5 protein-coding genes and 1 pseudogene are annotated in these 3,861 nt (G+C 37.3%); 1 reads left to right on the top strand and 5 read right to left on the bottom strand.

Annotated elements, in window-relative coordinates; genetic code table 11:
* Positions 1–238: 238 nt before the first annotated feature.
* The 3 genes from IBX40_11735 to IBX40_11725 all read right to left on the bottom strand — a co-directional run bounded on the left by IBX40_11735 (position 239) and on the right by IBX40_11725 (position 2,516).
* Positions 239–445: a hypothetical protein gene (locus IBX40_11735; GenBank protein ID MBE0524983.1), complete on the bottom strand. Its 207-nt coding sequence runs from the start codon at positions 443–445 to the stop codon at positions 239–241.
* Positions 446–651: 206 nt separating this feature from the next.
* Positions 652–1,272 (bottom strand): hypothetical protein, encoded by a 621-nt coding sequence (locus tag IBX40_11730; protein ID MBE0524982.1) that lies wholly within the window; start codon positions 1,270–1,272, stop codon positions 652–654.
* On the bottom strand, positions 1,272–2,516 hold the full coding sequence (locus IBX40_11725) for a hypothetical protein (protein ID MBE0524981.1): 1,245 nt from the start codon (positions 2,514–2,516) through the stop codon (positions 1,272–1,274). Before IBX40_11725 ends, IBX40_11730 begins: the two co-directional genes overlap by 1 nt.
* 360 nt (positions 2,517–2,876) lie before the next feature.
* Between IBX40_11725 and IBX40_11720 the strand changes: the two genes are divergently transcribed.
* Entirely contained in the window at positions 2,877–3,158 is a 282-nt protein-coding gene (locus IBX40_11720) for a MarR family transcriptional regulator (protein MBE0524980.1), read from the top strand.
* A gap of 93 nt (positions 3,159–3,251) precedes the next feature.
* On the opposite strand, the gene IBX40_11715 is transcribed toward IBX40_11720, so the two are convergent.
* Both IBX40_11715 and IBX40_11710 read right to left on the bottom strand, forming a co-directional pair.
* The gene (locus IBX40_11715; protein ID MBE0524979.1) at positions 3,252–3,503 is read right to left on the bottom strand and encodes a hypothetical protein; all 252 of its coding nucleotides are present in this window, start codon (positions 3,501–3,503) and stop codon (positions 3,252–3,254) included.
* Positions 3,504–3,642: 139 nt separating this feature from the next.
* Positions 3,643–3,819 (bottom strand): annotated as a pseudogene (locus IBX40_11710) (two-component sensor histidine kinase).
* Between the last annotated feature and the right edge of the window lie 42 nt (positions 3,820–3,861).

The following is a 3,861-nucleotide window of genomic DNA, read 5'->3' as shown; positions in this document are numbered from 1 at the left end:
CGTAGCCGATCGGGACGGGCACCCGGGTAGAGTGCAGGCGAGGAGGGGGCGACAGGAGAGCCGAAGAATCGAGAAAAAAATATTGCTTTTAGAATTTGGATGTCTCTATAAATATCTTCACAAATTTAAGAAAAGCTTAATTATAAAGAAACTAGAAAACTTAAAAACATTATTGGTTAGGACAGCCCCGTATCGTGCCGTAACTTCCGGTACTTCAGCCTAATTCGATCAGATTATTTCACTTTTTTTTCATTTGCTTCTTTCTTGAACCGGCACCTGCTAAAATAAGAGCCATAGTAGCGATTGGCGTTATCTGCTCTTGAGAGAGATATCCTGCGACATAGGCCACTACGCCCCCCACAAAGAAGGCGAGTCCCAATTTCAATAACAATTGTGCCCTATTCGTTCTATTTTGTAGATTGTTCCCGATTTCCATTAATCCCATACATCCAGTCCAGCAGACACTCCCACCAATATGACAAATAATCCAAACAATAGGGTCTCCATATTATCACCCCAACAAGGTAATTAAAATTGTCTATTTATGAACGAGTGTAAGATATAAAATGTCTTAATTAGATTTAAAGCTTTGTATATATCGACGCGTTAGAAAATATATTTTTGTGCGAAAAGCTTTTTGCATGATATTAATTAGGCTTTGAAAAAAAATTGAAAATTAAATAATTCTAAAAAAAAAAACAAATTTTCCACATCCCTGCTCCAGGTATCTACAATACTGTATGTATCAACATCCACAAGAGCTGAAACCTGGACATCCTGCCATGTGACACTCAATAATGTCTTTGGTTTATAGAATTTATCTGAAGTTTGCGGAAGTATTCTTTTTACTGTTGGTTCTGATCGAGATTGTGCTATTATTTGTCTTATTTCCTCACCCTCACTGAAGACGATATCAAGAGCCTTTATCCTATCAGCCGCAGGTATGGCCTCCAGGAGATATCCTGTCATTACCAGTTCGCCGTTTTGGTAGGAAAAATCATAGATATCGTTATAAGGACTCTGTGTTGATCCGGCTTTGACCCGGATGACATCTTCTGATTGTGTGGTGATGAAGTTCACCATGTCATATTCTATTGATCTGTATGGTGTGATATGTTCCCAGAGCAATGTCTCGATCTTTGTATCTTCTGGAACATCCCCTTCCCAATTGACCTGATGCACCCAATCAGGCCTATTATTGCCTCCGGATGAAATACAGCCCGAAATTATTATAAAAGAAAAAAGAAGGAAGGGGACGAATTTTTTCATCATTACTCCCCGATCTGGATCGAATAGTCGAACCTGCTGGTATGATAGGGCATTATACTCAAGGTCCAGTCACCTGCTGTCCCGTCCAGTGTATATGTCTCGATATATTGGGTGCGGGTCTCCTGATACAATCCTTCGCTCTCCATCTCCCAGGGAGGGAATCTCTCAGATCCCAGATCAACTGAACCGCCAATCACGATCTTTGATGGTTTGATATCACCCGGAGTGGATGCATCCGGCCCATTTATGGTAACATCGAAACTGGGATCATTCTTTGAACTTGACCCGGATTCGGGACTAGAATCATATATATCAGAAATGATATCTATGGTAACAGGCGCGTCTGTATCGATATTGAATGTTTTGACATAGGGTTCTGTTGGCTGTTTCCATATCTGGAAATCCAATTGCATCCGTCCCTCCCATTCATTGAGAGAAGGATCATCGATGTTCAGGTCGATCGCGCCGTTGTAATAACCTTTAGCATCCTGCGGCACGTTAATTTCTACTTTAACAATCACAATTTCACCCGGATTAATAATTGAAGGTGAAGTTATGAATATATCTTCATCAGAAATCGGGGGTTCTACCAGTCCATTGGGGCCGAATTCATATCTATTTGAACTATCCACTTCAGGATTAATTTCCACATGATCATCTCCTGTATTCTCGAGTTTTATATCATAGTTGTATGTTTTCCCTGCCTCGATCTGGTCATGGATATAGGAAGATGATATTTGAATGACGGGTGGTACCCAGACATCCACTGATAGCTGTGCAGCATTGATGTAATTTGGATACGGACTGGGATAAGGGGTTGGAAGTGTATCATTTGTAAATGCGATCTGGGCACTGTAATATCCTCTGACTGTACCTTCAGGAATATCTACAGTTACTTCAAATTCCCTGGATTCATCTGGTTCGATTATGACGCTTAAAGGATTGACTGTAATCCAATCCATTTCCATGAAATACTCTGAAAATGGGGGTATTTCTATTGTTATATCAGTTGTGACTGCTTTGTCACCTGTATTTTTTACCTTGAATGTAATTGTCTTGCTCTCTCCCGGTTCAAGTTGAATATTTTCATAACGCGGACTGATCTGCAATTTGTCAAAATCAGCTTCCATGTCAGGATATTCCATTTCAGGTTCAACTAAAGGAATTACTACTTCAGCTGAAGCCGGGAATAGGTTAGAGAAGAATATCAAAATAATTACTCCCACTATTATGGTCTTTATTTTCATACTAATTTACCTCCTTTTATTATTGAGATTAATTAATAGTGATAGTTATGATATTTAAAGCTGGCCATTAATAGAAAGAATTGCATATATGTTGCATTCATACTGGATAAATAAGCTAACTGTACAGAGGTGTATTTCCTTTAATTACCATTGTACCTCTAAAATATATTATTTACATTAATGAAGTCATTTAAATATTGGTTACATTTATAGTCAAACAAGTCATTTAATTGTCAAACTTTAAGAAATATTGTAGTTAAATCAGTCAATAAATATTGATATATGATAATCAATTGATAAACTGAATGAATAAAACGAATAGATTAATATATATTAAAGCTTTATTTATATATGATATATATGAGTTCATTAGAACAAATATTCGGGAAAACAGCTCAACTATTGGTTCTGGAAAATCTCCTGGATAAACGGGGCAAAACAACTTTTCTTTTTGGTATAGCAGAAGAGACAGGTCTATCCCACTCAAGCGTGTCAAGGGTCATGGAACCGCTTCTTAAGCTTGGTATTGTAAAAGAACAAAAGGTGGGTAAAGCGTTCAGAACGTTCACTCTTGATGTAGAGAATGAACTTACCAAGAAATTATTGAAATTCTACAAGGATGTAAATAAAATTATTGAATAAAAGAGAGATGGGCCAAAGGCGTGCTTCACACTCGGGTGGATTAAGGCGAAAAAAAGGGGTGTGATCTTTAAACGCCTCATGCCCTTGTTGAAATTATTTTAGCGTTAATGTTTTTATCAATTCAAGGTATTCTTCCTTTTCCAGAGATGGGGCGATCTTATAAAAATTGGATTCATGCGGTCCAATTCTAATTTTTAGGCTGGAATTCCAGCCGCAATCACAAACACTCATTTCTTTCCAATTATTGGTGATGATGTGCTGTGTGATCTGCCTGTGGCAATCTGGGCAGAATCGCATATCATCATTTTGTACCTGTACTTGTTTATGTATCAAGCGAGCCATCATAATGTATTTCCTCCTATTCTTGCTAAACTTGACTATTTATCGTCAAATATCAATATGCAACATATGATACTTAAACCTGTCGATTAATAGAAAAATATAATTAGCAATGATGATATTATTAATATAAAAAAACCCCCGATTATTTGTTAAATGTTACAATAAACGTACTTCCCTTTCCAATGGTACTTTCTACACGGATCGTGCCACCATGCCCCTCAATAATACCTTTGACAATCGCAAGTCCAAGTCCTGAACCACTATATGGCCTGGTAGAAGTACTATCTATCTGGTAGAATTTATCAAATATTTTAGAGACTTTTTATTATTTTCTGATAATGGCCAATATAGGTCAATTTAA

Source organism: Methanosarcinales archaeon (genome assembly GCA_014859725.1).
GTDB lineage: Archaea > Halobacteriota > Methanosarcinia > Methanosarcinales > Methanocomedenaceae > Kmv04.
Note: the sequence above shows the minus strand (reverse complement) of the source record. Positions and strands in the feature narration are given on the sequence as shown.

Coding starts and splice junctions, on each gene's coding strand:
- IBX40_11735 (MBE0524983.1), bottom strand. CDS start 445: ATGGGATTAATGGAAATCGGGAACAATCTACAAAATAGAACGAATAGG.
- IBX40_11730 (MBE0524982.1), bottom strand. CDS start 1,272: ATGATGAAAAAATTCGTCCCCTTCCTTCTTTTTTCTTTTATAATAATT.
- IBX40_11725 (MBE0524981.1), bottom strand. CDS start 2,516: ATGAAAATAAAGACCATAATAGTGGGAGTAATTATTTTGATATTCTTC.
- IBX40_11720 (MBE0524980.1), top strand. CDS start 2,877: ATGAGTTCATTAGAACAAATATTCGGGAAAACAGCTCAACTATTGGTT.
- IBX40_11715 (MBE0524979.1), bottom strand. CDS start 3,503: ATGATGGCTCGCTTGATACATAAACAAGTACAGGTACAAAATGATGAT.